20 protein-coding genes and 1 tRNA gene are annotated in these 26,055 nt (G+C 71.0%); 15 read left to right on the forward strand and 6 right to left on the reverse strand.

Features of this window, described 5'->3' with window-relative positions; translation table 11 throughout:
* Nucleotides 1-30: 30 nt before the first annotated feature.
* Nucleotides 31-930 carry a non-homologous end-joining DNA ligase gene (gene ligD, locus OHS57_RS26120; RefSeq protein WP_041984391.1) on the reverse strand — a complete coding sequence of 300 codons (900 nt, stop codon included), beginning with the start codon at nt 928-930 and terminating at the stop codon, nt 31-33.
* 41 nt (nt 931-971) lie between these two features.
* Between ligD and ku the strand changes: the two genes are divergently transcribed.
* From ku to OHS57_RS26135, 3 genes are all read left to right on the forward strand, one after another.
* Nucleotides 972-2,015 carry a non-homologous end joining protein Ku gene (gene ku, locus OHS57_RS26125; RefSeq protein WP_328583520.1) on the forward strand — a complete coding sequence of 348 codons (1,044 nt, stop codon included), beginning with the start codon at nt 972-974 and terminating at the stop codon, nt 2,013-2,015.
* Nucleotides 2,016-2,101: 86 nt separating this feature from the next.
* The gene (locus tag OHS57_RS26130; protein WP_328583521.1) at nt 2,102-2,761 is read left to right on the forward strand and encodes a response regulator transcription factor; all 660 of its coding nucleotides are present in this window, start codon (nt 2,102-2,104) and stop codon (nt 2,759-2,761) included.
* An 89-nt stretch (nt 2,762-2,850) separates the two neighbouring features.
* Nucleotides 2,851-2,922: transfer RNA gene (locus tag OHS57_RS26135), tRNA-Arg, on the forward strand.
* A 94-nt stretch (nt 2,923-3,016) separates the two neighbouring features.
* Here OHS57_RS26135 and OHS57_RS26140 read toward each other — a convergent pair.
* From OHS57_RS26140 to OHS57_RS26150, 3 genes are all read right to left on the reverse strand, one after another.
* The gene (locus OHS57_RS26140) at nt 3,017-3,682 is read right to left on the reverse strand and encodes a GOLPH3/VPS74 family protein (RefSeq protein ID WP_328583522.1); all 666 of its coding nucleotides are present in this window, start codon (nt 3,680-3,682) and stop codon (nt 3,017-3,019) included.
* 56 nt (nt 3,683-3,738) lie between these two features.
* On the reverse strand, nt 3,739-4,440 hold the full coding sequence (locus OHS57_RS26145) for a DUF3159 domain-containing protein (protein WP_041984382.1): 702 nt from the start codon (nt 4,438-4,440) through the stop codon (nt 3,739-3,741).
* A gap of 211 nt (nt 4,441-4,651) precedes the next feature.
* Nucleotides 4,652-6,559 (reverse strand): S9 family peptidase, encoded by a 1,908-nt coding sequence (locus OHS57_RS26150; RefSeq protein WP_328583523.1) that lies wholly within the window; start codon nt 6,557-6,559, stop codon nt 4,652-4,654.
* 88 nt (nt 6,560-6,647) lie between these two features.
* On the opposite strand from OHS57_RS26150, the gene OHS57_RS26155 reads away from it, so the two are divergent.
* Nucleotides 6,648-7,925 carry an amidohydrolase gene (locus OHS57_RS26155; RefSeq protein ID WP_328583524.1) on the forward strand — a complete coding sequence of 426 codons (1,278 nt, stop codon included), beginning with the start codon at nt 6,648-6,650 and terminating at the stop codon, nt 7,923-7,925.
* A gap of 58 nt (nt 7,926-7,983) precedes the next feature.
* Here the strand turns inward: OHS57_RS26155 and OHS57_RS26160 are convergent, their stop codons facing one another.
* Complete coding sequence (locus tag OHS57_RS26160) at nt 7,984-8,388, reverse strand: OsmC family protein (RefSeq protein WP_041984376.1); 405 nt, start codon at nt 8,386-8,388, stop codon at nt 7,984-7,986.
* A gap of 169 nt (nt 8,389-8,557) precedes the next feature.
* On the opposite strand from OHS57_RS26160, the gene OHS57_RS26165 reads away from it, so the two are divergent.
* Nucleotides 8,558-9,505, forward strand: a complete 948-nt coding sequence (locus OHS57_RS26165) for a TauD/TfdA dioxygenase family protein (RefSeq protein WP_328583525.1) — start codon at nt 8,558-8,560, stop codon at nt 9,503-9,505.
* A gap of 61 nt (nt 9,506-9,566) precedes the next feature.
* Here the strand turns inward: OHS57_RS26165 and OHS57_RS26170 are convergent, their stop codons facing one another.
* Nucleotides 9,567-10,490 carry an SAM-dependent methyltransferase gene (locus OHS57_RS26170; protein ID WP_328583526.1) on the reverse strand — a complete coding sequence of 308 codons (924 nt, stop codon included), beginning with the start codon at nt 10,488-10,490 and terminating at the stop codon, nt 9,567-9,569.
* A gap of 664 nt (nt 10,491-11,154) precedes the next feature.
* On the opposite strand from OHS57_RS26170, the gene OHS57_RS26175 reads away from it, so the two are divergent.
* From OHS57_RS26175 to thrC, 10 genes are all read left to right on the forward strand, one after another.
* Nucleotides 11,155-12,093, forward strand: coding sequence for a polysaccharide deacetylase family protein (locus OHS57_RS26175; RefSeq protein WP_328583527.1), 939 nt, complete (start codon nt 11,155-11,157; stop codon nt 12,091-12,093).
* 124 nt (nt 12,094-12,217) lie between these two features.
* Nucleotides 12,218-12,844 carry an acetate uptake transporter gene (locus OHS57_RS26180; RefSeq protein WP_328583528.1) on the forward strand — a complete coding sequence of 209 codons (627 nt, stop codon included), beginning with the start codon at nt 12,218-12,220 and terminating at the stop codon, nt 12,842-12,844.
* Nucleotides 12,845-12,982: 138 nt separating this feature from the next.
* Nucleotides 12,983-14,020 (forward strand): aldo/keto reductase, encoded by a 1,038-nt coding sequence (locus tag OHS57_RS26185; protein ID WP_041984367.1) that lies wholly within the window; start codon nt 12,983-12,985, stop codon nt 14,018-14,020.
* Between the two features lie 187 nt (nt 14,021-14,207).
* The gene (locus OHS57_RS26190) at nt 14,208-17,627 is read left to right on the forward strand and encodes a GH92 family glycosyl hydrolase (protein WP_328583529.1); all 3,420 of its coding nucleotides are present in this window, start codon (nt 14,208-14,210) and stop codon (nt 17,625-17,627) included.
* A 205-nt stretch (nt 17,628-17,832) separates the two neighbouring features.
* Complete coding sequence (locus OHS57_RS26195; protein ID WP_328583530.1) at nt 17,833-20,028, forward strand: MMPL family transporter; 2,196 nt, start codon at nt 17,833-17,835, stop codon at nt 20,026-20,028.
* Between the two features lie 37 nt (nt 20,029-20,065).
* Nucleotides 20,066-20,488, forward strand: a complete 423-nt coding sequence (locus OHS57_RS26200; protein WP_041984362.1) for a response regulator — start codon at nt 20,066-20,068, stop codon at nt 20,486-20,488.
* 666 nt (nt 20,489-21,154) lie between these two features.
* Nucleotides 21,155-22,147: an ArgS-related anticodon-binding protein NrtL gene (nrtL, locus tag OHS57_RS26205; protein WP_328583531.1), complete on the forward strand. Its 993-nt coding sequence runs from the start codon at nt 21,155-21,157 to the stop codon at nt 22,145-22,147.
* Between the two features lie 12 nt (nt 22,148-22,159).
* Nucleotides 22,160-23,551 (forward strand): diaminopimelate decarboxylase, encoded by a 1,392-nt coding sequence (gene lysA / locus OHS57_RS26210; RefSeq protein WP_041984360.1) that lies wholly within the window; start codon nt 22,160-22,162, stop codon nt 23,549-23,551.
* A 123-nt stretch (nt 23,552-23,674) separates the two neighbouring features.
* Nucleotides 23,675-24,967 carry a homoserine dehydrogenase gene (locus OHS57_RS26215; protein ID WP_328583532.1) on the forward strand — a complete coding sequence of 431 codons (1,293 nt, stop codon included), beginning with the start codon at nt 23,675-23,677 and terminating at the stop codon, nt 24,965-24,967.
* 7 nt (nt 24,968-24,974) lie between these two features.
* Complete coding sequence (gene thrC, locus OHS57_RS26220) at nt 24,975-26,045, forward strand: threonine synthase (RefSeq protein ID WP_041984358.1); 1,071 nt, start codon at nt 24,975-24,977, stop codon at nt 26,043-26,045.
* The last annotated feature ends 10 nt before the right edge of the window (nt 26,046-26,055 follow it).

Here is a 26,055-nt window from a genome sequence, read left to right on the forward strand (position 1 = left end):
GGTTCCGGGCCGGCCGGACCGCAGGCCCGGTCACGGCAGGGGTGCGGCCCGCCCGGGGTCGTTGAGCGGGGCCAGCAGCTCGCCGTGCCGGTCGAGCCGGTCCGCCATGTCGTGCAGCGTGAAGACCAGCAGCGCTTCCCCCGCCGCTCCCGCCCGCGCGCAGCCCTCGACCTCCTCCCAGGTCACCGGCGCGGAGACGGTCGGCTCGTCCCTCGCCCGCAGCGTGTAGGGCGCCGCCGTCGTCTTCGCCGCCGCGTTCTGGCTGTGGTCGACGAAGACCTTCCCCGGCCGCAGCGCCCGCCGCATCCGGTGCACCACCAGCGCCGGCAGCTCCGCCTCCGCCTCCACGGCGAGACCCTTCGCGTACGCCGAGACCTCGGCCGACGGCGCGGGCACCAGCGGCACGAGCAGATGCAGCCCCTTCGACCCGGACGTCTTCGCGTACGCGGCCAGCCCGTCGGCGGCCAGCCGCTCGCGCAGCCAGAGCGCGACCCCGCAGCACTCCACGACACCGGCCGGCGCCCCGGGGTCCAGGTCGAGGACCAGCCGGTCGGCCATGGCGGGCGCGTCGGCGCGCCACTGCGGGGTGTGGAACTCCACCACGAGATTGGCCGCCCACATCAGCGTCGCCAGATCGTCCACCACCACCTGCGAGGCGACCTGGCTCGCCGACCGCGGCACCTCGGCGACCCGCACCCAGTCGGGCGTACCGGGCGGCGGGTTCTTGGTGAAGAAATGCTGGCCGCCTGGCCCGTCCGGATAGCGCAGGAACGAGATCGGCCGGCCGGCGAGATGGGCCAGCAGAGGGGCCGCCGTACGGGCGTAGTAGTGCAGCACCTCGCCCTTGGTGGTGCCGGTCGCCGGGTACAGCACCTTCTCCAGATTGCTGAGCGACAGCCGCCGCCCCTCCACCTCTGTGATCGGCGTCATACGATGAGAATCCCACGAATCCAGGATGAAAGGGATGGAACGTGCGATCCATATGGAACGGCGCGATCTCCTTCGGGCTGGTCAGCATCCCGATCAAGCTGGTGAACGCCACGGAGAACCACTCGGTCTCCTTCCGGCAGTTCCACAAGGACGACGGCGGCCGGATCCGCTACCGCAAGGTCTGCGAGATCGACCAGCAGGAAGTCTCGGCCGCCGACATCGGCAAGGGGTACGAGGAGGCCGACGGGACGATCATCCCGATCACCGACGAGGACCTGGCGTCGCTGCCGCTGCCGACGGCGAAGACGATCGAGATCGTCGCGTTCGTCCCCTCCTCGTCCATCGACCCGCTCCAGATGGACACGGCGTACTACATCTCGGCCAACGGCGTCCCCGCCGCCAAGCCGTACACCCTGCTGCGCGAGGCGCTGAAGCGCAGCAACAAGGTCGCCATCGCCAAGTTCGCCCTGCGGGGCCGCGAGCGGCTGGGCATGCTGCGGGTCGTCGACGACGTCATCGCCATGCACGGACTGCTCTGGCCCGACGAGATCCGGCAGCCGGAAGGCGTGGCGCCGGAGACCGACGTCACCGTACGGGACGCCGAACTCGACCTGGCCGACGCGCTGATGAACACCCTGGGCGAGGTCGAGATCTCGTCGCTGCACGACGACTACCGGGAGGCGGTCGAGGAGATGATCGCCGCCAAGGCGGAGGGCCAGCCCGTACCGGAACGTGAGCCGTCCGGCGGCGGCGGCCAGGTCATCGACCTGATGGCGGCGCTGGAGAACAGCGTGCGGGCGGCGAAGGACGCGCGCGGGGACGGCGCCGAGGCCGCGGACGCCGAGGTCACCCACCTCAAGGACCGCAAGCCGGCCGAGAAGAGCACGGCCAAGAAGACGGCGCAGAAGAGGACGGCGGAGAGCAAGGCGCCGGACGGCAAGGCCGGGGAGAGCGGGAGCGCCGGGAAGAAGACGCCGGCCAAGAAGACGGCCGCGAAGAAGACGGCGAAGACGGCCGCCAAGAAGACCACGGCGAAGAAGACCACCGCCCGGAAGTCGGCGCCGTCGAAGCGCAGCTCCGCCTGAGGCCCGGTGCGCCTGAGGCCCGGTGCGGCAGACTTGACCCCGCCGGCGAACCCCGCCCGGCGCCCCCTGCCGTCTGTGGAGAGCCCTTGCGAGCGGACCGAGCGCTGCGCGTCGTCCTGGCCGAGGACAGCGTGCTCCTGCGGGAGGGCCTGATCGGGCTGCTGGCCCGCTTCGGGCACGAGGTCGTCGCCGCGGTCGGCGACGCCGAAGCCCTGCTGGCGGCGGTCGCCGAGCACGCCCCGGACATCGTCGTCACGGACGTACGGATGCCGCCGGGCTTCCAGGACGAAGGCCTGCACGCCGCCGTGACGCTGCGCGAACGGCACCCGTCGCTGCCGGTGCTCGTCCTCAGCCAGTACGTGCAGCGCGCCTACGCCGCCGACCTCCTCGACTCCGGGGACGGCTCGGCCGTCGGCTACCTGCTGAAGGACCGGGTCGGCCAGGTCGAGGACTTCGACGCGGCCCTGCGGGACGTCGCGTCGGGCGGCACGGTCGTCGACCCGGAGGTCGTACGCCGGCTGCTGCGCCGCCGCCGCGACCCGCTGGAGCGGCTGACACCCCGTGAACGGGAAGTGCTCGCCCGGGTGGCCGAGGGAAAGTCCAACGCGGCGATAGCGGCCCAACTCGTCGTCTCCGAGGCCGCCGTCGGCAAGCACATCGGCAACATCCTGGCCAAGCTGGATCTCCCGCCGGCCGACGACACCCACCGCCGCGTCCTGGCCGTCCTGACCTACCTCCGCGCCTGACGCCCCCGCCCGCCCCGGCCCCTGAATACCTGTTCACGGCCACCCCACCGGAGCTGGTAGGGTTTCTCCCGTCGCCACAAAGACGACATGCCCCCGTAGCTCAGGGGATAGAGCATCGGCCTCCGGAGCCGGGTGCGCAGGTTCGAATCCTGCCGGGGGCACTTCCGGAATCAAGGCTCTGACCAGCAGAAATGCCGGTCAGAGCCTTTTTGCTGCACCGTGTCGCCCCGCCGCCGCACCGGCCGGCCGACGGTGTCAGCTTCCCCAGCCGCCGCCCGTCGGGCGCAGCGCCGCCATGGAGGCCTGGAGCGCTTTGCGCAGGCCCGGAACCGTCTTGTCGAACTGCTCTCCGTAGGCCTTGATTTCCTTCTTGTGCGCGCGGGCCTCGCTGCGGGAGAAGAGGTGGTGCGAGTAGTCGCTCTCCGTGGCGAGCACCGTCAGCGCCAGGTCGTCCAGAGGGATGTTCGCCGGGTCCAGGCCCTTCAGGATCGGCTCCTGGCTCTTCTCGCGCAGCGCCAGCACATGGTCCGGGTGGTTGACGGTGACCTGGTGCTGGGAGAGCAGCGACAGCTTTTTCTTGGTCTTCTCGCCGAGGGCGATCTCGCCCTGTTCGAGGAGCTGTTCGCGGACCGCCGACTCGGCGGTGTGGGCGCGCAGGTGCACCAGGTTGAGCCAGTGCTGGGGCTTCGGCTTCACCTCGTTCCAGACCTCGGCGAGGAAGGGGTCACCCGGGGCCGAAACGGCCTCGCGGACCACTTTCTCCTTGCCCGGTACGACGCTGACGAGGCCGGCGTCGACCAGTTCGACCAGGGCGGCCGCGCGGAGTTTCTGGCCGCGGAACTGGAGGTTGTTCGCCTCGAACTTCTCCTTCTCCACGGTGTAGCTGAGCAGGTACAGCCGCTGCGGCAGCGTGTCGAGCATGGGTTCTCCTCTGCGGTCGTGCGGGTGGCGGGGCGTACTCCTGGGCCGGTGCGGGGTCAGGAGGTCGGCCGCACCGCGCCGATCGCCTGGAGCCGCTTGCCCGACCGGCGGGCCGCCCACAGCACGACCAGGAAGGCCAGGGCGAGCAGCGGGTAGCCCATCACGATCTTCGCGACGGCCAGCCAGCCGGTGGCGTCCTTCTCGTACAGCCACTGCTGCACGCCGAACCGGACGGCGAAGACCGCGGTGAAGGCGAGGGTGGCGATGTCGTAGTAGTGGGTCGACGCCTTGTCCTTGAGCCAGGCGGTCCCGGTGCCGTTCAGGGCGCCCCAGACGATTCCGGCGAGCGGCCGGCGTATCAGGACGGAGATGAGGAAGATCGCGGCGAGGACCAGGCTCGCCCAGATGCCCAGCAGGAAGTAGCCCTTGGCCGACCCGGTCTTCCAGGCGACGAACGAGGCCACGGCCACCCCGAACAGCCCGGAGAGGGCCGGCTGGAGCGATTCCTTGCGGACCAGCCGCAGTACGGAGATCGCGACCGCCACGGCGACGGCCGTGATGATGGCGCCGGTCAGCCCGAAGGACGCGTTGCCGAGCACGAAGGCCACGATGGGCAGCATCATGTACACGACGCCGGTCGAGCCGCCCATCTGTTCGAGCGCCGTGGGCTTGGCCTTGCGCTCCGGCTCGGGGGTCCGGGGCCCGTCGAGCGGGTAGGTACGGTTGTCGGATTCTGCGGAACGTACGGACTTCGTCATGCGGGTTCAACTCCCTCAGTCGTGCGGGTGGTTCGGACCGTGCTGACTAGGTCCTGTTCGGTTGATCTTCGCGGATCAGTCCGCGGCGTCTGGTGCGGTGCGTCGCAAGGCGGAGGATCATCCCCGTACTGGTTGTACGGGGATCGGTCCGACAACGCGGCGAGGTGCCGTGCCAGGCGTCGCGGGCCCGCGAAGATCGGCCGGACAGGGCCTAGCTGTTCGCGTGCTGCCGCCCGCCCAGGTGCCGGGCGAGGAAGCGGTCGGCCGCGCGGTACATGTCGATGCTGTTCTCCGGGTTCACGAAGCCATGTCCTTCGTTGCTCTTGACCATGTATTCGACCGGTACGCCCCGCGCCCGCAGCGCGGCGACGATCTGGTCGGACTCGGCCTGCACGACGCGGACGTCGTTGGCCCCCTGGATCACCATCAGCGGCGTACGGATCTGGTCGACCCGGCTGATCGGCGAGCGGGCCAGCAGGTCGGCCCGCTGCTCCGGGTCGTCCGGATCGCCCGCGTACAGATGCCAGTTGGTGGCCAGATGGGGCTTCACGAAATCCGGCACGGTACCCAGGAAGTTCACGAGGTCCGAGATGCCGAAGCAGTCGACGGCCGCCGCGAAGACGTCGGGGGTGAACGTGACGCCGACCAGCGCGGCGTAACCGCCGTACGAGCCGCCGAAGACGGCGACACGGGACCGGTCGGCGTACCCCTTGTCGACGGCCCAGTCGACGGCGTCGATCAGGTCGTCGTGCATCTTGCCCGCCAACTCCCCGATACCGGCCTTGAGATGGGCCTTGCCGTAACCGGTCGAGCCGCGGAAGTTGACCTGGAGCACCGCATAGCCCCGGTTGGCCAGCAGCTGGGCCAGGGGGTTGAAGCCCCAGCTGTCGCGGGACCAGGGACCGCCGTGCACCAGCAGGACCATCGGCAGCCCGGACGGCTCGGTGCCGAGGGGCAGGGTCAGGTACGAGGGGAGGTCGAGGCCGTCGCGCGCCGGGATCGTGACCGGCGTCATGGGGGCGAGGGCCTCGCGGTCCAGGTGCGGATACGGCCGGAACAGCAGCCGGCTCTCGCCCGTGCTGTGGTCGTAGTGGTACGTGGCGCCGGGATCGACGTCGTTGGTGAAGCTGACGACCCAGTGCCGGCCGCTCCGGTCCGACGAGACGCCGGCCAGGTCGCCGTCGGACAGCTTGGTCAGATGTGCCAGCACCTCGGCGAAGTGCGGGTCGAGAGGGTGGACCACCTGCCGCTCGCCGAGGTAGCGGGCGCCCAGCAGCTCGCCGGTGCGCCGGTCGCGGATGAGCGGCGAGGGCAGGGCGGGGAAGACGGCGGAGCGGGTGTCGAGGTCGAAGACAGGGTGGCTGTCCACCTCGGTCTCCTCGCCGGTGGCCAGGTCGACCCGGACCAGCCTGGTCCTGTCGGTGCCCAGGCAGGAGCCGATCCACACGCCGGCGCCGTCCGGGGTGAGCTGGATCGGGTGGATGCCGAGCGGGTAGTCGGACCCGTCGTACTCCAGGACGGGGGAGAGGCTGCCGGCTTCGGCGTCCCAGCGGGCGAACTCGACATTGCCCTCGTCGGTCGTGGTGTAGGCGTACAACTCGCCGCCGGGCGCGCACAGCCAGCCGGCGACCGTGCCGGGGTTCTGCACGAGCATCGTCAACTCGCCGGTCGCGATGTCGAGTTCGAACAGGTCGAACTCGGCGGGATTCCGGCGGTTCAGATTGAGGATCGCCTTGCCCGGACGCGAGAGCGGCAGTTCGAGCCCGGTGACCTTGCTCCCCGGAAAGGGGGTGAGGTCGACGGCTTCGGCTCCGGGGCTCGCCAGGTCGACCCGGTACAGGTGCCAGTTCTCGTCGCCGTCGCCGTCCTGCTCGTACAGCAGCCAGCGCGGATCGTCCGTCCAGTGGTACGACGACACGCTGCGGTTGACGTCGGCGGTGACGCAGCGGGCCTCGCCGTCCGGCTCGACGCTCCGCACCCAGACGTTCAGCCGCTCCCGCCACGGCGCCAGGTAGGCGATCCGGGTGCCGTCGGGCGAGATCGAGGCGCCGGCACGTTCGGGTGAGTCGAAGAGCTCCTCGACGGTGAGGTGCGAGGGTGTGTGCGATGTCGTGGACATAGAAATCTCCTGTCCGCTTTCTTGGGCACCAAACGTCAGGATGTCACTAAGTGACAGTCTGCATCTTCGGAAGGGAAACAGAGGGCGTATGACCACTCCCACGCAGTCGGACACGCCGGCGCAGCCGGACGCACCCGTACGGACGGCCCGCCGCACGGCGGATCTCACCGGCGGGCTCCAGGCCGCCGACCTGGCGGACTTCTACCGCGACCTGCACCGGCACCCGGAACTGTCCCGGCGGGAGTTCCGCACCGCGGGCAAGCTCGCCGCCGCCCTGCGCACCGCCGGGTACGAGGTGACCGAGGGGGTCGGCGGCACCGGCGTCGTGGGGGTGCTGCGGCGCGGCGAAGGGCCGGTCGTCTGGCTGCGCGCCGACATGGACGCGCTGCCGGTCGGTGAGGAGACCGGTCTCGACTACGCCTCGCAGGTGCCGGGGGTCATGCACGCGTGCGGCCACGATCTGCATGTGACCTGGCTGATGGGCGCCGCACTGGCACTGGCCGCCGGGCGGGACGTCTGGTCGGGCACGGTCGTGGTGATCGGCCAGCCCGCCGAGGAGGGCGGCGCCGGCGCGGCGGCGATGGTGGCGGACGGGATGCACACCCGCTTCCCGCGCCCGGACGTCGTCCTCGGCCAGCACGCGGCCCCCGGGCCCGTCGGCCTCTACTCCCACACACCGGGACTGACGATGTCGGCGGCCGACGACCTCGATCTGATCGTGTACGGGGTCGGCGGCCACGGCTCACGCCCCGAAGCCGCGGTCGATCCCATCGTCACGGCGGCCCATGTCGTCACCCGGCTCCAGACCGTGATCTCGCGGGAAATCGCCGCCCGCCACTCGGCCGTTCTCACGGTCGGCCAGTTCCACGCGGGTGAGCGGTCCAACATCATCCCCGGCGAGGCCAGGCTCGGGCTCAACCTGCGCACCCAGGACCCGGCCGTCCGCGAGCAGATCCTCGCCGCGATCCGCCGGATCGCCGAGGGCGAGTGCGCTGCCGCGGGCTGCCCGAAGGCGCCGGAGATCACGGTCGTCTCCAGCTATCCCACGACCGTCAACGACGCCGCCCTCGACACCGAGATCGCCGCCGTCCACCGCGCGGTGTTCGGTGACGGCGCCGTGCTCGACGCGGGGCCCGCGATGGGCAGCGAGGACTTCTCCCTGCTCGCGCCCGCCGGGGTCCCGTACGACTACTGGTACGTCACCTCGACGCCGCTGTCCGTGTGGGACGGCGCGCCGGGCGCCGATCTCATGGAGAAGTTCGCCAACGTGCCGGCCAACCACAGCCCGCTGTTCGCCCCTGACCTGGCGGTGCTCGTCCCGGGCGTTCAGACGCTGGTGTCGGCCGCCCTGGCCACGCTGGCCTGAGCGCCGCCCGCCTCCGCCGCACCCGAGGGGCCTTGGGGTCTGTCGTGTGGATCAGGCCCTAGGTGGCGATGTCGAGCGTCACCTCCGTGCCCTTCTCGATCGTGCGGCTGACGGTGCACTCCTTGGCGACCGCGCTGCGTATCGCGGCGGCCACCCGCTCACGCGCTGCCTCGTCCAGCGACGAGAGGTCCACGTCCAGGGCGACATGCAGCGTGTCGTACTCATGGCTGCCGGGGCGGCGGTCGTTGCCCGCCGTCGCCGTGAAGCGCGCGTCCTCGCCCGAACGCCGTACCACCAGCTCCTCGACCGTCACCGCGGCGCACGCCGCCGCCGACAGCTGGAGCAGCTCGCCAGGGGTGAAGGAACCCTCACCGCCGACGCGGCCGACCCGCACCTCCGCCCCGCGCGTGTTCCGTCCGACGAACTCGTGCGAACCGGTCCGCTCGATCTTCAGCTCAGCCATCGCTCATCCCTGCTGTCGTCCTTCGTCACTCCCCGTAACTTCCCGCCGCCCTCTTTTGTTCCCGGTTGCCGCGCCGGGCCGCCGCCCGGACGAGGTTTCGCAGGACTGCCATACGCCCGTAACGTCCCTCCGTTGACCGCCCCCACCCCCGCTGCGAGCATCGGATCCCATGACCACTGCCACGGGACTACGGATCAGCAAGGCCGCCGGACACATCGGCGCCGAGATAGCCGGCGTCGATCTGGCCGAGGACCTGTCACCCACCGTCATCGAGGAGATCCGCGCCGCCGTGCTGGCGCACAAGGTCGTCTTCTTCCGCGACCAGCGGCTGGACGCCGTGTCGCAGGAGGCGTTCGCCCGCCGGTTCGGCTCACCGACGGCGGCGCACCCGACCGTACCGGCCCTCGACGGCAGCCCCGCCGTGCTCGACCTGGACTACGGACGCACCACGGGGCGCGCCAACCAGTGGCACACCGATGTCACCTTCGTCCGGTCGCCGCCGCTCGGCTCGATCCTGCGGGCCGTCACCATCCCGCCGTACGGCGGCGACACGGTGTGGGCCAACACCGTGCGGGCGTACGAGACGCTCCCCGCCGAACTGCGCGCGCTCGCCGACCGGTTGTGGGCCGTGCACTCCAACGCGTACGACTACGCCTCCGAGGCGCGGCAGGGCGACGACTCGGCGTCGGAGCGCGAGTACCGCGAGGTGTTCACCTCCACCGAGTACGTCACCGAGCACCCGGTGGTGCGCGTCCACCCGGAGACGGGCGAACGGGCCCTGGTACTGGGCGGGTTCGTCCGCCGCTTCGTCGGCTGGACGGGCGAGGACTCCCGCGACCTGCTGCGGGTCCTGCAGAACCACGTCACCGAGCTGGAGAACACCGTGCGCCGGCGGTGGGCTCCCGGCGACGTGATCTTCTGGGACAACCGCGCGACCCAGCACTACGCGATAGCCGACTACGGCGACCAGCCGCGCCGGGTGCAGCGGATCACGCTCGTCGGCGATGTGCCGGTGTCGGTCTCGGGGGAGCGCAGCCGCTCGGTCACCGGTGACGACAGCGCGTACAACTCGGCGCTCGGCCGGCCCGGCGACGCGGCGGCCGTGGGCGCCTCCTGACCCGCTGACCGCGCGGTGGGCCGTACGGTTCCTCGGCCCACCGCGCGCTCACGCGCACGCGTCACGGCTTGCGCGCGACCCCCGCGTAACCGGAGATCATCGCGTCCAGCTGGTCCGCCGAGTAGCCCGCGAACGGGTCGGCGGGCGGCGCCGGCGCCTCGTCGTCCGGGCCGTCCTCCTTGCCGGCCGGGTCGGCGGGCGCCGGGTCGGGACGCCAGCGGTGAATGACCTGCAGCCCCGGCTCCAGCATCTCCAGCCCGTCGAAGAACCTCAGGATCTCCGGGCGGTTGCGGATCTGCCCCGATATCCCCGACGCCTTGTACGTCGCGTGCACCCGCGCCCACTCCTCAGGCGCGAACTCGTTCGTCGCGTGGGAGAGCACCAGATGGCTGCCGGACGGCATCGCGTCCATGAGCGTCCGCACGATCTCGTACGCGCCCTCGCCGTCCTCGACGAAGTGCAGCACGGCGAGCAGCATGACGGCCACCGGCCGGTCGAAGTCGATGACCTCGGCCAGTTCGGCGGACTCCAGGATCGTCCCGGGCTTCTTGAGGTTGCCCTCGATGTAGGTGGTCCTGCCCTGCGGGGTGCTGACCAGCAGCGCCTGCGCGTGCGCGAGGACGATCGGGTCGTTGTCCGCGTAGGCCACCCGGGCCGCCGGGTTGAGCCCCTGCGCCACCTGATGGGTGTTGGGGGACGTCGGTATGCCGGTGCCGATGTCCAGGAACTGGTCGATGCCCGCGCCCACCAGGTCCCGCACGGCGCGGGTCAGGAACCGCCGGTTGGCCAGCGCGCCGTAACGCAGGTTCGGGAAGGCGGTCAGGACCTGCTCGGCGGCGGCCCGGTCGACCGGGTAGTTGTCCTTGCCGCCCAGGTAGTAGTCGTACATGCGCGCCGACTGCGGCTTGCTGGTGTCGACCTGCGGCTTGGGGGGACGTCTGCGGACGCCCGCCGGCCCGGCGGCCTCGGGCTCGTGGTCAGTCATCGTGACGGTTCCTTCGGTGGGACCGGCGGGGCCGGCGGTACCGGACAACGGGGCTGTCGTCGGTGCGACACGAAGTGGTTGAGCGGCCAGGACCGCTCGGGCGATCAAATCACTTCACGTGCAGCCTAGTTGCTCTCCCGGCCGTCTCGCGCTCACCCGCACCGCCGCGACCGCGCGCCGGCTGCGCCGCAGGCGCTCCTTCACGGGCGGACGTCGCCGGTCACGGCAGTCGTCGCTGTCCCGGGGCGGGTCCGCCGCACGGTCGCTCCGTCGCCTCGCCGCACGCGCGCACGCACTCACGCGCGCACGCCGCCGCGCTTCCGCTTCGCCGCTGCCGCGCACCCGGTTGGTCGGGCCGGGTGCGCGGCGATCACGGGCCGCCGGCCGGGCGCGGGTCGGTCACCGGCGGTTCCCCCCTCCCCGGGCAGCTGCCCCCCGCGCAGCTGCCCGACTCCGCCGCACACCCCGCTCGGCTCCCCCCGAAGGTGCGGCGACGACTCACGCCACACTGCCAGGCCCGGGACCGGCCGTCGTTGACCAGGAGTCCACTCCTTCTTGACGCTCAGGCCACACGCCGTGACGTGCCGCTTGACCTGGGCGGCAGCGCGGCCCAGTGTCGGGGTCATGACCTTCGCCGAGGAGCACGTCCGCCAGGAGCGCCGCCATGACCACAGCTGACAGCGCGGGACGTCCCGGCCCCGCCGACACCCGGGAGCCCTGGCAGTGGGACGAGGCGACCTGGCGCGGCCATGTCGGTGCCGTACGGGCCGGGCGCTCCCTGCTGCCCGCCGCGTGGCCGGGCGGGGCGCGGGCGGCCGTCGCGCTCTCCTTCGACTCGGACCACGAGACCATTCCGCTCCGCGACGGCGAGACCCGTCCGGGCAAGCTCTCGCAAGGGGAGTACGGCTCGCGAGTGGCGGCCCCGCGCATCCTGCGGCTGCTGGCGGAGCGCGGGCTGCCCGCGACGTTCTTCATGCCGGCCGTGTCGGCCCTGCTCCACCCCGAGGAGGTACGGGCATACGTGGACGCCGGGCACGAGGTCGCGCTGCACGGCTGGATCCACGAACGCAACATGACCCTCGCGCCCGCCGACGAACGCGAGCTGGCGCTGCGCGCGGCGGACACGTTGGAGAGGCTGAGCGGCACCCGGCCGGTCGGACTGCGCACGCCCTCCTGGGACTTCTCCGACCACACCCTCGCGATCTCCCGCGAACTTGGCCTGCTGTACGACTCCTCGCTGATGGCCGACGACGACCCGTACGAGATCCTCGCCGCCGGTGAGCCCACCGGCATGGTGGAGATCCCGGTGGAGTGGATCAGGGACGACGCGCCGTACTTCACGATGGACCGGCACACCTCGTCCCGGCCCTACACACCGCCCCGGGGCGTCCTGACCATCTGGCGCGACGAATTCGATCAGGCGGTCGAGGAGGGCGGCGTCTTTCAGCTCACCCTGCACCCGCATGTCATCGGCCACCGGTCCCGGATCACCGTCCTGCGTGAACTCCTCGACCACATCGCCGAGTTCGACGTCTGGTACGCCACGCACGCCCAGTTGGCACAGTACGTCGCCAAGGACGGGCAAAACGGACGCAAAGGATAATGCGTGGCGTCTTGACCGAGGTCCCCGGCGAGACCAGGATGATGTTCCGCCAACCCGGTGTAATGGGCATGCACTACACGGGTGCGCGCCCTGTCCGCCGGGGACATCGCGGAGAGGATCCACAGTGGCATCTGCCGAATCGAACGCCGCCGTACCAGCCGCCCCCCAGTCTGCCGCCCCCGCCGCCTCCGGTATCGCCGATCCGGGCGCCCTCGGGCTCGCCGCCTTTGCGATGACCACCTTCGTCCTCAGCTTCTTCAACGCGGGGCTGATCAACGAATCCGTGGAGAACGTCGTCCTGCCGCTCGCGTTCTTCTACGGCGGGATCATCCAACTCCTCGCCGGCATGTGGGAGTTCCGGCGCGGCAACACCTTCGCCGCCACGGCCTTCGCGTCCTTCGGCGGTTTCTGGCTGGCGTTCGCCGGATACAGCTCGCAGGTCGCGCCGCACCTCGACCCGGCCCACGCCTACCAGGCCACCGGCCTTTTCCTGCTGGCCTGGGCGATCTTCACCGGCTACATGTGCCTCGCCGCGCTGCGCACCAGCGTCGCCGTGCTCGCCGTGTTCGTCACGCTGACCGTCACCTTCGTCCTGCTGACCATCGGCGCCTTCGACCAGTCGACCTCGATCACCAAGGCCGGCGGCTGGGTCGGCCTGGTGACGGCGGTGGTCGCCTGGTACGCGTCGGCGGCCACGGTCACCAACAGCACCTGGAAGCGCGAGCTGCTGCCGACCTGGCCGCTGGCCTGAACCGCGTACCGCCGCCCACCCGCACGGCCCGTCCCTCCGGGGGGCGGGCCGTCGGCGATTCGCCTCCCGGTCCCACCAGGGGCCGGGGCGTAGCCTTCTCGGCGCTGTGACCGAACGAATCGTCAACGGGAGCGCACGATGACGGAGTACCGCACCTTCGGCCGAACCGGCGTCAAGGTCAGCCCGCTGTGCCTGGGCACCATGATGTTCGGCGGCCGGGGAAATCCGGACCACGACGACAGCATTCGCATCATCCACCGCGCACTCGACGCGGGCATCAACTTCGTCGACACCGCCGACGTCTACTCGGCCGGCGAGTCGGAGACCATCCTGGGCAAGGCGCTCGCCGGCGGACGCAGGGACGATGTCGTCCTGGCGACCAAGTTCCACGGCGGCATGGGGGACGACCCCAACCACCAGGGCAACTCCCGCCGTTGGATCGTCCGCGAGGTGGAGAACAGTCTCCGCAGGCTCGGCACCGACTGGATCGACCTCTACCAGGTGCACCGGCCGAGCGAGGACACCGACTTCGACGAGACGCTCGGCGCGCTCTCCGACCTGGTGCACCAGGGCAAGATCCGCTACATCGGCACCTCCACCTACCCGCCGTCGCAGATCGTCGAGGGCCAGTGGATCGCGGAGCGCCGCGGGCACGAGCGCGTGGTCAGCGAGCAGCCGCCGTACTCCGTCCTGGCCCGCGGTATCGAGCGCGAGATGCTGCCGGTGGCGCAGAAGTACGGTCTCGCGGTGATCCCGTGGAGCCCGCTGGCCGGCGGCTGGCTCTCCGGCCGCTACCGCAAGGGCGCCGAGCAGCCCGCGTCGAGCCGCGCCAGCCAGGGCGTACGGTTCGAGATCAACGCCCCGCAGAACGCGGCGAAGCTCGAAGCGGCCGACGCGCTGGCCCGGCTGGCGGAGGAGGCGGGCATCACGCTCGTCCAACTCGCCCTCGCCTTCGTGCTGGAGCACCCGGCGATCACCTCCGCCATCATCGGCCCGCGCACCATGGAGCAGTTGGAGACCCAGCTCGGCGCCGACGACATCAAGCTGAGCCAGGACGTGCTGGACCGGATCGACGAGATCGCCCCGCCCGGCACCAACTTCACCGACAGGGACGCCGGTTACACCCCGCCGTCGCTGAGCGACCCGGCGCTGCGGCGCAGGAGCGCCGTCCGGTAACACGCGCGGTACATGTAATGGGCAGGGAAAGGTGTGGTCCGGAGCGTTGACATGGCGTCACGCCGAGGGCCACGCTCTCCATCGGTACGGATTGGCAACGTTGTCATCCTGGTAATTCTGGGATGCACAACGTTGTATTCCGCTGATCAGTGACGTCTTGACTCGCTGCTCGCCGTGGAGGCAACCGATGACAGAACCCCGAACCGGACGCGAACCGGCGCCCCGGATCCGTAGTCGTACCGACAGCCGCAGACAGGGCCGATTCCGCAGACACCTGGCCGTGGTCGCGGTGCTGGGGCTGGCGCTCGTACCGCTCCAGGCGGTCGGCCAGGCCTCGGCGGCCACCGGACCCGCGCTGGTCGGCGACCCCGCCTCGCTGGTCAATCCGCTCATCGGCACCTCCGGCGCCGTGGACACCTTCCCCGGCCCCGACATGCCGGCCGGGATGATGCAGTGGGGCCCCGACACCACACCGGACCGCCCGTCCGGCGGCGGCTACGAGTACGACGACAGCAAGATCTCCGGCTACAGCCTGACCCATGTGTCGGGCCCCGGCTGCGGGGTCGCCGGCGACCTGCCGATCCTGCCGGTCACCGGGGCGCTTTCGGGCAACCTCGGTAACACCTCCGCCCAGTTCAGCCATGACGACGAGCAGACGTCGATCGGCTACTACGGCGTCAAGGACGCGGCCGGCATCACCACCGAGCTGACCGACACCACCCGGGCGGGGCTCGGCAAGTTCACCTTCCCCGGCAGCACCGACTCCAGCCTGCTGCTGAAGCTGAGCAACGGTGCCACGGAGGTCGACGGCACCCGGGTGAGCGTCGTCAGCAAGCGCGAGGTCTCCGGGTCGATCGACAGCGGTCACTTCTGCGGCGCGGCCAACCGGTACACACTGCACTTCGACATCAAGTTCGACCACCCCTTCACCACCAGCGGTACGTGGGTGGGCAGCACGATCAACCCGGACACCACGTCGCTCCAGCGGGGCGCGGTCAAGCAGACGCCGTCAGCGGCGCCGAAGGGCCCGAAGAAGGAGAAGCACTTCACCGTGCCCTCCGCACCGGCCCCCACCGTGCACGGCAAGAACCCCAAGGGCACCCCGGCCCCGAGCCCGTCCGCCTCGCCGAGCGCGGCTGCCGGCAGCGCCGCCAAGGCGGCCGCTCCGCCCACCACCGGCGCCAACGGGATGTATCTGACGTTCGACACCACGGCCGCCAAGACCGTGACGGCCGCCGTCGGGATCTCGTACACCAGCGACGCCAACGCCACGTCCAACCTGACCAAAGAGGTCAAGGGCTGGAACTTCGACGCGATGCGCCAGGCCAACCACGACGCCTGGAACAAGGTGCTGGCCAAGGTCGGCATCGGCGGCGGCACCACCGACCAGCAGATCCAGTTCTACACCGCGCTCTACCACTCGCTGCTGCACCCGAACGTGTACTCCGACGACAACGGCCAGTACATGGGCATGGACAACCAGGTGCACAAACTGGCACAAGGTCAGAAAGCCCAGTACGCCAACTACTCGGGCTGGGACACCTACCGCTCGCAGACCCAGCTGATGGCCGTGGTCGAACCGCAGCTCACCGGCGACGTGGTGACGTCGATGCTCAACGGCTACGACCAGACCGGCCTGTTGCCCAAGTGGGCGTCGAACAACGGCGAGAGCTACGTGATGGTCGGTGACCCGGCCGCCGCGATCATCGCCGACGCGTACGCCTTCGGGGTCCGCAACTTCGACACGGCGCACGCACTCGACGCGCTCCAGCACGAGGCGACGGCGCCGAACCAGGACCGCCCCGCCGAGCCGGCGCGCGACAGCAAGGGCTACATCCCGCTGGACACCACCAACCCGGGCTGCTGCAACTTCTACGGTCCCGTCTCGACCCAACTGGAGTACGACAGCGCCGACTACGCGCTCGCGTCGTTCGCCAAGTCGCTCGGCAAGAACGCCGTCTACAAGAAGTTCGCCACCCGCGCCCAGGACTGGCAGAACGTCTTCAACCCGGAGTCCGGCTACATGCAGGGCAAGAACGCCGACGGCCAGTTCGCGCCCGGCTTCACCCCCGGCACCTCCAACGGATTCGTCGAGGGCAGCTCGGCCCAGTACACCCCGATGGTGCCGTTCAACATCCAGCAGCTCGCCGCCGCGGGCGGTGGCACCAAGGCGTACTCCGCGTTCCTCGACGGACTGCTCGACAACATCACCGAGCCCACCAGCGTCAACGCCAACCTCAGCAACGAGCCCAGCCTGGAGATCCCCTGGGAGTACGACTACCTGGCGCAGCCCTGGAAGACCCAGGCGGCCGTCCGGCAGGCCCAGCAGAAGCTCTACTTCAACGCCCCCGTCGGCTCGTTCGGCAACGACGACCTGGGCGCGATGAGTTCCTGGTACGTCTGGTCCGAGCTGGGGATGTACCCGCAGACTCCCGGCACCGACACCCTGGCGCTCGGCAGCCCGGCCTTCCCGGTCGCGCAACTGACCGTCGGCGGGCACAAGTTGAAGATCAACGCCCCGCAGGCTGCGCCGGACGCGCCGTACGTGCAGGCGCTGAGCGTCAACCAGAAGGTGCTGAACAAGTCCTGGCTGACCTACGGGCAGATCGCGGACGCGAACAGCCTCAACTGGACCCTCGGCACGTCGCCCAACACCTCCTGGGCGTCCGACCCCGGTTCGGTCCCGCCGTCCGACACCACCGGCAGCCAGGGAATCCTCGCGGCGACCGGGCCCACGGACGGCCTGGTGGTAGCGCCGGGCACGACCGCCCCCGGCACGCTCGACCTGACCAACATCAGCACCAAGCCGGTGACGGTCGACTGGAAGGCCACCGTGCCGTCAGGAGTCAGCCTGGACACCACGTCGGGCTCGCTGACGGTCCCCGCTTCCGGCAGCGTGAAGCAGAAGCTCTCCGTCACGGCGGGCAGCGCCGAAGGCACCTACGCGGTCTCCTTCGCCCTGTCCGAGAACGGCACACCCGCCGGCAGCACCGCACTGCGGGTCGCCGTGGCGAAGCCGGGGGAGCTGTGGCCCTACGAGACGAACGAGGGCGTCTACCCGGACGGCGCGAGCTTCACCGGCGGGTTCGACGACGGCGGCTGGGCCTACTCCCAGAACGCCCTGTCCGCCGCCGGGGTCACCAACGGCTCGAAGATCACCGCCGACGGACTGACGTACACCTGGCCCGACGTGGCCGCGGGGAAGCCCGACAACCTGGAGATGACCGGCCAGACCATCCCGGTCCCGGCCGGCACCACCGGTGCCTCGCTCGGCGTACTCGGCGCGGCCACCAACGCGCCGACCGACGGCAGCGGCGTCTCGGGCAAGCTGACCGTCACCTACACCGACGGCAGCACGGCGCAGGGCACGGTCGCCTTCTCGGACTGGACGCTCAACGCCAACTCCGCCCAGCCGCTGCCCGGTGACACGGCGGCCATCACCACCGCGTACCGGGCCACCGGCAGCGGTGGCAAGGACACGGTGAAGGCGTACGTCTTCGCCACGAAGGTGCCCGTCGACCCGGCGAAGACAGTGGCGTCGATCACGCTGCCGCAGACCGGCTCCGACGGCACACTCCACCTGTTCGCACTCGCCTTCGGCGACTGACCCCCGCCCGACCGGGCGAAACACCCGCGGCCGGACCACCGGAGAACGACCGGTGGCCCGGCCGCGGTGCGCCGTCCGGCCCCTCCGGGCGCGCCCGCGCAGCGCTCCTGGGTGATGATTCGAAGATCGCGGGGTAAGCGAGCGCGGGGGCTTGAGAGACCCGGCACCCAAGACGCCCGGGGACACGTGAGGGAAGAGGCAGTCCGTGGCTCGACGGTTGTACGCACTGGGTCGGTGGGCGGCCCGCCACCGCGGCCGCGTCGTGAGCGCCTGGCTGTTGCTCCTCGTGGTCGTCGCCGGTCTGGGGACCACCCTGAACGGCAAGCTGACCACCGAGTTCTCCGTACCGGGCATCGAGTCCCAGCAGGCGCAGGATCTGCTGAAGGAGAAGTTCCCCGCAGCGGCGGGCGGCACGGCCCGGGTGGTGTTCGTGGCCCGCGGGGACACCAAGCTCAACGCGCCCGCCGAGAAGCAGGCCGTGGCGGCGAGCCTCAAGAAGGCCGCCACCGTGCCCGGCGTGGTGACGGTCTCCGACCCGGCCAGGACCGGCACGTACTCCAAGGACAAGACCATCGGCTACGCCGATGTGCTGTTCCGTCAGGCTGCCTCCGACGTGCCCGACTCGGCGAAGGACGCACTCTCCCGGGCGATGGCACCGGCCCGTGACGCCGGGCTGCAGGTCGAGTTCGGCGGCTCGGCCGAGACGGCGAAGACCGAGGTCGGCGGGCCCGCCGAGATCATCGGTGTGGTCATCGCCTTCTTCGTCCTCGCCATCGCGCTCAGCTCCCTGCTGGCGGCGGGGCTGCCCCTGATCACCGCGCTCATCGGGGTCGGCATCGGCGTGACGGCCGTGATGTTCGTCTCCCGCTTCGTCCAGATGACCAACACCGCGACCGTGCTCGCCCTGATGGTCGGCCTCGCCGTGGGCATCGACTACGCCCTGTTCATCGTCTCCCGCCACCGCGAACAGCTCGTGGACCCCGAAACGGAGGTGCACGACTCGATCGGCCGGGCCGTCGCCACCGCCGGCAGCGCCGTGACCTTCGCCGGCGTCACCGTCGTCGTCGCGCTCGCCGCGCTGTCCGCGACCGGGATCCCGTTCCTCACGATCATGGGTCTGGCCGCGGCCGGCACCGTCCTGGTCGCGGTGTTCGTCGCCCTCACCCTCGTCCCCGCCGTCCTCGCCTTCGGCGGGGAGCGGCTGCGGCCCAAGCCCGGCGGCGGCCGGTTCCGGCGCAGGCGCGACACCCCGAAACTGCCCGGCGCCTGGGGTCTCGCCTGGGCCCGCACGGTGATGCGCGCCCCGGTCCTCGTGCTGGTCGTCGGGGTCGTCGGACTGCTCGTCATCGCTGTGCCCGCGCTCAACCTCCGGCTCGGCCTGCCCAGCAACGAGACCCAGCCGACCGACACCACCCAGCACCGCAGCTACGAACTGCTCTCCAAGGGCTTCGGCCCCGGCTTCAACGCCACGCTCATCGTGGTGGTGGACGGCACCGGCATCGCGCCCGGCGACCGGGCCCCCGTGGTCAGGCAGGTCCGCGCCAAGATCGCCGCCGACCCCGAGGTGGTCGCCGTCGCCCCGCCCAACGCGTCCAAGGACGGCGACGTCACGGTCCTCGGCGTCGTACCCAAGGCGGGCCCCGACGCACCCGCCACGACCGACCTGGTCAACCGGCTGCGCGACGACGTCGGACCGCCGGTGTCCCGGGCCCACGGCCAGGTGTACGTGGCAGGCGCGACCGCCGCGGCCATCGACGTATCGGCCAAGCTCTCCTCCGCGCTGCCGCTGTTCATCGGCATCATCGTGATCCTGGCGCTGATCCTGCTGACCATCGCCTTCCGGTCGCTGCTCGTACCGATCAAGGCGGTCCTCGGCTTCCTGCTGTCGATCGCGGCGGGGCTCGGCGCCGTCGTCTGGGTGTTCCAGTACGGCCACCTGGACAGCACGTTCCAGATCGCGGCGGCAGCCCCGGTCACCAGCTTCCTGCCGGTACTGCTGATCGGCGTGCTCTTCGGACTCGCCATGGACTACGAGGTGTTCCTGGTCAGCCGGATGCGCGAGCACTTCCAGCACCACGGGGACGCCAAGGAGGCCATCGCCCAGGGCCTGGCCCGCAGCGGGCGAGTGGTGAGCGCCGCGGCGCTGATCATGGCGGCCGTCTTCGGCGGCTTCATCTTCAACGGCGACCCCATCATCAAGTCCATCGGCTTCGCACTGACCTTCGGTGTGCTGATCGACGCCTTCGTCGTCCGGATGACGCTCGTCCCCGCCGTGATGGCCCTGCTCGGACGGCGCGCCTGGGGCCTGCCGCACGCCCTCGACCGCATCGTGCCGAACGTCGACATGGAAGGCGCGTCCCTGCCGCCGCACCCCTCCGAGGACGCGCGCGGAAGTCGGTAAAACCCGGACGCGGCGCCGCCGTCCGACCTACTCTCGAATGGTGGCGGGCGAGTCCGGCCGGGTGCTCGTTGTCGATGACAACAGAGTCATCAGGCAGCTGATCAGGGTCAATCTCGAACTGGAGGGCTTCGAGGTCGTGACCGCGGCCGACGGTGCCGAATGCCTGGACGTGGTGAACCACGTGCAGCCCGACGTGATCACCCTCGACGTGGTGATGCCGCGCCTGGACGGCATAAGCACCGCGGCCCGCCTACGCGCCGACCCGCGCACCAGCCACGTACCGATCGCCGTCATCAGCGCCTGCACGCAGTACGAGGTCGACGCGGGCGTAGCGGCGGGCGTGGACGCCTTCCTGGGCAAACCCTTCGAACCGGCCGACCTGATCAGAATCGTCCGCCGCCTGGCGCGGGGCGACGACCCGTGGTCGGCGGTGGACAAACACGGCGCGGGCCGCGTCTAGGTTGGCGGGGTCTTGGTTGCCGTCTCGTCGTCCGTGCCGGTGTCCGGGTCCTGCGGAGGGGGGTGTCCGGACTGCTTGTCGCATGAGCTCCTTCGCTTTACGTCCGGACACCCCCCTCCTCCGGCCCCGGCCCCCTCCCGTCCGGCGGTCGGACACACCGCCCGCGTCGCCGCGGGTGAGCGGTGCCCTGCGGGCCGGGGCACGTCCCTGGCGTGAACGCCCGGGCACGTTCCCTCGCGGGTCGTGGCGCAGCCGATCCGTGGCGCGGGGGTGAAGGGGGTCGTGCAGGGGTGGTGTCCGGAGCGTAGAGCGTGATTTGTGGCGCATCTCGGCGGTGGCTCCGCGTCTCGGGAGTACGCGCCGTAAATCATGCAGCGCAGGACGCCTCCCCGGAACGGCCCCCGGCGACCACCGCAACCACGACCGCCAACCGAACCGCGCCGGACGGCGACACCGCGCAGGACACGACCCCGGAACGGCCCCCGGCAACAACCGCAACGCAAACCCGCAACCACGAACCGCGCCGGACGGCGAAACCGCCCCCGGCGACCACCGCAACCACGACCGCCAACCGAACCGCGCCGGACGGCGACACCGCAACCCCCGTGGTGCCCGCATGGCGAAACGCACCGCGAGACCCGCCGGGGTCTCCCATACGCTTGTGCCGTGACCCCCGCCCAGCTCGCCCGCACCGTGCGGCACGCCGTATGCCGTGCCGTGGCGGACGGCGCGCTACGGGTCGCCGTGCCCGAACGGGTACAGGTCGAGCGGCCACGGGCCGGCGGCAGCGGCGACTGGGCGACCAACGCCGCGCTGACCCTCGCCGGGCCGGCCGGACGCGCGCCGCGCGAGGTCGCCGAGATCCTGCGCAGCCGGATGGAGACCCGTGGCATCACCCGCGTCGAGATCACCGGACCCGGCTTCCTGAACTTCACGTTGACCGGCGACAGCGGCGCCGACCTCGTCCGTACGGTCCTCGCCGCAGGGACCCTTTACGGCCACGGCGACACCCTCGCCGATACAACGGCGACGAAGACCTTCGCGCCCGGCGACGGCGTCCGCGCCACGATCTGGACCGGCGCCGTCGTCGCCCTGCTCCGCGCCCAGGGCGCCAGCGCCGACGTGCGGCCTGGCGGCGAAGCGCTGACCGTCGTGCCCGTACCCGCAGGTGACGACGTCGTCGCCCGGCTCGGCCCCGACGCGGCCCGCTGGGGGCTGCTGCGGGCCGCCGCGCACGACCGCCCGCTCACGGGGCAAGGGCTGCTCGTACAGCGCGAGACCAACCCGCTCTTCCTGGTGCGGTACGCCCACGCCCGCACCCGCGCGCTCAGCCGCGCCGCCGCAGAGCTGGGCGTCCCGGAAGGCGACGCGCACGGCCGGACGCCGGAAACGGGCGCCGAACTGCTCGCCGCCATCGGCGACCACCCCGCCGTCCTGGAGAGCGCCGCACGCCTGCGCGCTCCCGACCGCCTCGCCCGCCATCTCGAACTGACCGCCGACGCCGTCCTGCGGTTCCAGGAAACCGGCCGCCCGCTGCCCGTCGGCGACGAGAAACCCTCGGCCGCCCACCGCTCCCGCGTCGCGCTCGCCGAAGCCGCCGGGGCCGTGCTGGCAGGCGGCCTGTCCCTGCTCGGCATCACCGCACCCGAACACCTCTGAAAGAGCGAAGAGATGAGCCGTTCCGCGCACCCCGCAGGTCCCCGCCACGGAGACGTGATCCCCGACGGGCACTACTCCGCACCGGCGGCCGACCTCAACGTCCTCGACGAGAAGGTCTGGTCCCGCACGGTCGACCGCAACGAGAACGGGGTCGCCACCGTCGCCGGCATCGAAGTGACCCGGCTCGCCGAGGAGTTCGGCACCCCCGCCTACTTCCTCGACGAGGCCGACTTCCGGGCCCGCTGCCGCGCCTGGTCCGACGCCTTCGGCCCCGACGCCGACGTGTTCTACGCGGGCAAGGCGTTCCTGTCCCGCGCGGTCGTCCGCTGGCTCACCGAGGAAGGCCTCCACCTCGACGTCTGCTCCGGCGGCGAACTGGCCACCGCGCTGGCCGGCGGCATGCCCGCCGAGCGCATCGCCTTCCACGGCAACAACAAGACGACCGAGGAGATCGAGCGGGCCGTCGAGGCCGGCGTCGGGCGGATTGTCCTCGACTCGTTCCAGGAGATCGTCCGCGTCGCGCACATCGCGCAGAGCCAGGGCAAGCGCCAGCGCGTCCAGATCCGGGTCACCGTCGGCGTCGAGGCCCACACCCACGAATTCATCGCCACGGCGCACGAGGACCAGAAGTTCGGCATCCAGCTCGCCGACGGACAGGCCGCGGAGGCCGTCCGCCGCGCGCTCAAGCTCGACGGCCTCGAACTCATCGGCATCCACTCGCACATCGGCTCGCAGATCTTCGACATGGCGGGCTTCGAGGTCTCCGCGCGCCGCGTCGTGGAGCTGCTCGCCCAGATCCGCGACGAACACGGCGTCGAACTGCCCGAGATCGACCTCGGCGGCGGCCTCGGCATCGCGTACACCTCCGACGACGACCCGAGTGAGCCGCACCACATCGCCAAGGCGCTGCTCTCCATCGTCACCCGCGAGTGCGAGTCGGCGCGGCTGAGCACGCCCCGTATCTCCGTCGAGCCCGGCCGGGCGATCGTCGGGCCCACGGCCTTCACGCTCTACGAGGTCGGCACGATCAAGCCGCTCGAAGGGCTGCGCACCTATGTCAGCGTGGACGGCGGCATGTCCGACAACATCCGTACCGCGCTGTACGACGCCGAGTACAGCGTCGCGCTCGTCTCCCGCAGGTCCGACGCCGAGCCGATGCTCTCCCGCGTCGTCGGCAAGCACTGCGAGAGCGGCGACATCGTCGTACGGGACGCCTTCCTCCCCGCCGACCTGGCCCCCGGCGACCTGATCGCCGTACCGGCGACGGGTGCGTACTGCCGCTCCATGGCGAGCAACTACAACCACGCGCTGCGGCCGCCGGTGGTCGCCGTCAAGGACGGCGGGGCGCGGGTCATCGTGCGCCGGGAGACCGAGGAGGACCTGCTCCGGCTGGACGTCGGATAATGCGGGAAGTAGAGAGATGGTCTCGGGATCTGGACGGACGGCGGAAACTTCCGTCCAGTGAGTGAGACTGGACCGGATTCGTGCTGTATGGGCACTGGGCTTGAAACGAAAGGCGTAGGTCGGATGATGCGTTCGCGTCCGCTGAAGGTGGCGCTGCTGGGCTGTGGTGTGGTCGGCTCAGAGGTGGCGCGCATCATGACGACGCACGCCGACGACCTGGCCGCCCGGATCGGCGCCCCCCTGGAGCTGGCCGGGGTCGCCGTACGGCGGCCCGGCAAGGCCCGCGCGGGTGTCGACCCGTCGCTGATCACGACCGACGCGACGGCCCTGGTCAAACGGGGCGACGTCGACGTGGTGGTCGAGGTCATCGGCGGTATCGAGCCCGCCCGTACGCTCATCACCACCGCCTTCGAGCACGGCGCTTCCGTCGTCTCGGCCAACAAGGCGCTGCTCGCCGAGGACGGCACGACGCTGTACGACGCGGCGGCGAAGCACGGCAGGGACCTCTACTTCGAGGCCGCCGTGGCCGGCGCCATCCCGCTGATCAGGCCGCTGCGGGAATCCCTCGCCGGCGACACCGTCAACCGGGTCCTCGGCATCGTCAACGGCACCACCAACTTCATCCTCGACCGGATGGACAGCGCCGGGTCCGGCTACTCCGAGGCCCTGGACGAGGCCACCGCGCTCGGTTACGCGGAGGCCGACCCGACCGCCGACGTCGAGGGCTTCGACGCGGCGGCCAAGGCCGCGATCCTCGCCGGTATCGCCTTCCACACCCGGGTACGCCTCGACGACGTGCACCGCGAGGGCATCACCGAGGTCACCTCCGCCGATCTGGCCTCGGCCCGGCGGATGGGCTGCACCGTCAAACTCCTCGCCATCTGCGAGCGCGCCGCCGACGGCAGGTCCGTCACCGCGCGCGTCCACCCGGCGATGATCCCGCTCACCCACCCGCTGGCCTCGGTGCGCGAGGCGTACAACGCGGTCTTCGTGGAGGCCGAGGCGGCGGGGCAGCTGATGTTCTACGGGCCCGGCGCCGGTGGTTCGCCGACCGCGTCCGCCGTGCTCGGCGATCTCGTCGCCGTGTGCCGGAACAAGCTGAACGGGGCGACAGGACCGGGGGAGTCGGCGTACACCCGGCTGCCCGTGAGCCCCATGGGCGACGTCGTCACGCGCTACCACATCAGTCTCGACGTGGCCGACAAACCGGGTGTGCTCGCCCAGGTCGCGACGGTATTCGCCGAGCACGGCGTGTCCATCGACACCGTCCGCCAGAAGGGAAAGGACGGCGAGGCCTCCCTCGTCGTCGTCACCCACCGCGCGCAAGACGCCGCCCTGTCGGCGACCGTCGAAGCGCTGCGCAAGCTCGACACCGTGCGCGGTGTCGCCAGCATCATGCGTGTTGAAGGGGAGTAAGGGACCCATGACGAGCAATGGCACCCACCAGTGGCGCGGCATCATCGAGGAGTACCGGGACCGCCTCCCGGTGACGGCGGAGACGGACATCGTCACGCTCCGTGAGGGCGGCACGCCGCTCGTTCCCGCACAGCTGCTCTCCGAGCTGACGGGCTGCGAGGTGCACCTCAAGGTCGAGGGCGCCAACCCGACCGGCTCGTTCAAGGACCGCGGCATGACGATGGCCATCACCGAGGCCAAGGCGGCCGGCGCCAAGGCGGTCATCTGCGCCTCCACCGGCAACACGTCGGCCTCGGCCTCCGCCTACGCGGTACGGGCCGGCATGGTCTGCGCCGTCCTGGTCCCGCAGGGCAAGATCGCCCTGGGCAAGATGGGCCAGGCGCTGGTGCACGGCGCGCAGATCCTCCAGGTCGACGGCAATTTCGACGACTGCCTGACGCTGGCCCGCTCGCTGTCCGACAACTACCCGGTGGCGCTGGTCAATTCGGTCAACCCGGCCAGGATCGAGGGCCAGAAGACCGGCGCCTTCGAGATCGTGGACGCGCTCGGCGACGCCCCCGACATCCATGTGCTGCCCGTCGGCAACGCCGGCAACATCACGGCGTACTGGAAGGGTTACACCGAGTACGCCACCGACGGGCCCGCCACCGGCACCCCGCGGATGTGGGGCTTCCAGGCGTCCGGCTCGGCGCCCATCGTGCGCGGCGAGGTCGTCAAGGACCCGCACACCGTCGCCACCGCGATCCGGATCGGCAACCCCGCCTCGTGGAAGTACGCGCTGGCGGCGCGCGACGAGTCCGGCGGCTTCATCGACGAGGTCACGGACCGTCAAATCCTGCGCGCCTACCGGCTGTTGGCCGCCCGCGAGGGCGTTTTCGTGGAGCCGGCCTCGGCCGCTTCCGTCGCCGGTCTGCTCAAGGCCGCCGAGGAGGGCAAGGTCGACCGCGGCCAGCGCATCGTCTGCACCGTGACGGGCAACGGCCTCAAGGACCCGGACTGGGCCGTCCAGGGCGCCCCGCGCCCGATCGTCGTCCCGGTCGACGCGGTCGCCGCGGCGGAGCGGCTCGGACTCGCCTGACAGCGATGGC

Source organism: Streptomyces sp. NBC_00370, assembly GCF_036084755.1.
Taxonomy (GTDB): Bacteria; Actinomycetota; Actinomycetes; order Streptomycetales; family Streptomycetaceae; genus Streptomyces.